Annotated in this window: 2 protein-coding genes; one reads left to right on the forward strand and one right to left on the reverse strand. The window is 67.6% G+C overall.

All coding sequences use genetic code 11. The features are described from left to right. A partial coding sequence (locus D7Y13_RS40550) for a porin (RefSeq protein WP_120631017.1) occupies positions 1 to 1,170 on the forward strand: 1,170 nt, incomplete at its 5' end. Positions 1,171 to 1,268: 98 nt separating this feature from the next. Here D7Y13_RS40550 and D7Y13_RS40555 read toward each other — a convergent pair. Continuing rightward, complete coding sequence (locus D7Y13_RS40555; RefSeq protein WP_233596040.1) at positions 1,269 to 2,108, reverse strand: DUF5995 family protein; 840 nt, start codon at positions 2,106 to 2,108, stop codon at positions 1,269 to 1,271. Between the last annotated feature and the right edge of the window lie 615 nt (positions 2,109 to 2,723).

Here is a 2,723-nt window from a genome sequence, read left to right on the forward strand (position 1 = left end):
GCCGCGGCCCCGGCGCCGCCCCCGCCTCCGGAGGTGAAGAAGGACAAGCCCTGGTACGAGCGCATCCACCTGCGGGGCTACACGCAGGTCCGCTACAACCGCCTGCCCAGCTTCCGGGTGAACGACACGCTCATCAACGACCAGGGTGACCGCTTCCTGGGCAAGGACAACGGCTTCGGCCTCCGCCGCGCGCGGCTCGTCTTCTACGGCGACGTGCACGAGCACGTGTCCATCTACCTGCAGCCGGACTTCGCCTCCGTCATCGGAGACCAGTACCACGTCGCCATCATCCGGGACTGGTACGCGGACATCTCCGTGGACTCGAAGAAGGAGTTCCGCTTCCGGGTGGGCCAGTCGAAGGTGCCCTTCGGCTTCGAGAACCTCCAGTCCAGCCAGAACCGGCTCGCGTTGGATCGCAACGACGCCATCAACAGCGCGCTGAAGGACGAGCGCGACATTGGCGTGTTCTTCTACTGGGCGCCCGCGGAGATCCGCGCGCGCTTCAAGTACCTGGTCGACAGCGGGCTGAAGGGCTCGGGCGACTACGGCGTGGTGGGCCTGGGCGTCTACAACGGCCAGACGGCCAACCGGCCGGAGCGCAACAACAGCCCGCACGCCGTCGCGCGCGTCACCTATCCCTTCCAGTTCGGCCAGCAGTTCGTGGAGATGGGCGTGGGCGGCTACTACGGCCGCTTCAACCTCGCCGCTGCCCCGCGCGACGACGCGGCCTACGCGGTCGCACGCGGTCCCGACATGGTGGATGCCCGCGCCATCGTCAGCCTGATGGTGTACCCGCAGCCCCTGGGGTTCATGGCCGAGTACAACGTGGGCCGTGGGCCGTCCCTGGGGACGGGCCCGGACGAGGGGCTGCTCATCGACAGCCGCAACCTGCACGGCGGCTACGCGCAGCTCATGTACAAGCTGGATGGCGTGGCCGGCATGACGCTCATCCCCTACCTGCGCGGCACGCTCTACAAGGGCGGCAAGAAGTTCGAGACCAACGCCCCCCGCTACGACGTGCGCGAGGTGGAGCTGGGCGTGGAGTGGCAGATCTTCAAGGCGCTGGAGCTGACGGGCGCGTACCTCGTCGCGGACCGGACCTCGTCGCGCTACCCCTACAAGCAGGAGCAGGGGCACGTGACGCGCGTCCAGCTCCAGTTCAACTACTGAGCCGGGACAAGAGGGGCTGAGCGGGTGTGCCCGGGGCGGATGCCGCCCCGGGTGGCCTCGCTCGGCCCTTCGTCGTGAGGGCGTCCGCCCCCGCCGGCTCAGCTCGCGAGCGGGGGGATGTTCGCGACCGGCTCCGGGATTCTCACGTCGGGCCAGGCCTCGGGCGCCAGCGTCAGGCTGTAGGGGGGCGCCGAACCGCGCAGCGTGAGCCAGAAGGCGTTCTCCGCGGTCAGCGCCTGGGCGATGCGACCCGACGTCGTGCGGACGCGCTCCACGATGGCCTGGAGTTCCTCGGGCGACTGCGCCTCCAGCATCCCGACCACGTTGTCCCAGACCCGCTGACGCCAGAGAATCAGCATCTGCATGACGGCCTTCTCCATCACCGGACGGCTGAAGGGCACGCGCAGGGCCAGCCGGGTGGAGGTGCAGTTGTAGCGCTCCGCGAGCAGGTCCAGGCACTCGGGGATGCACTGGCGGAGGATCTCGTTCACGTGGAAGTAGTCGTGCCGGTAGCGCGCCAGCTTGCGCGCGTCCACCGGGGGCGTCTGGTGGGCAATGTTGTCGTACACCACCATGCCCAGGTCGTGGTTGATGTGGGCGCTGACGCCCAGCAGCGCGTCCTGGAAGGGACGCGTGAGGCCCGCGGCCGGGTAGTACGTCGCGAAGCGCCAGGCGGCGGTGGGCAGGGGCAACTGGCGCAGCGAGTCGCGCACCGCGATCAGCGCCTCTTCCGCGAAGCGGCCCGTCAGGTGGGAGAGCCATTGCGGCTCCAGGAACCCGCCCGCGCCCGGCGCGCTCAGCAGGTGGACGACCCGCCTTGTCACGATGGCATAGATGTCCAGGAAGATGGCGCGTGAGTCATTGCGCTCGTTCAGCCGGCCGAGGATCTTCTCCAGACCCTCCAGCGCCTGTTCCGCATCCACCGGATTCCAGAGCACATCGTCCAACTGGATGGGCCCCAGGTCCGCCGGGGCCCTTGTTTCATGAAGGTGGAGCTTGTTCGAGGAGCTTTTCCGACGCGGTTGGGGGGGAACCGGCGACACATCCATGGACTGGGACTCCGCAGCTTGGGGGAAACTGCTCGACGTGAAACGCGCACCAATTTATCAGTAAAACTGAAACAAGCCCCGTGTCCGGATGGACTCCTCGGAGTGAGTCGCATTCGTCCCATGTTTCATGACGTTTCCTCTTCGTGACACACGGCCCGGGACGGTGGACGCCTCCAGGGGCCCCTGTGTCACGCCGGGAGAGGGATTGACGCGAGCCACGCTCGCTCTCGCCGCCGCGCTTCATGTATGACGCGCGTGTCGCGTGCGGGATCCGTCGCGGATGTCCGCAGGCACCTCCACCCTCTGGCGATACATGGCATCCAACTTGCTATGCCAGCTTCCCGTGCAAGTCGGGTATGACTTCTCCGTCGTAGTTTTCCCGACTTACGCGGTCCGTGCGGCAAGATCCCAACCTCTCCCGGGCGTGGACGTGGACGCCCGGGAGCCGTCACCCTGGAGCTTCGGAACCATGCGTCGAGCGAGTCCCCCCTCCTCCCCGGAAGC

Origin of the sequence: Corallococcus praedator, assembly GCF_003612125.1 — a bacterium.
GTDB classification, from domain to species: Bacteria; Myxococcota; Myxococcia; order Myxococcales; family Myxococcaceae; genus Corallococcus; species Corallococcus praedator.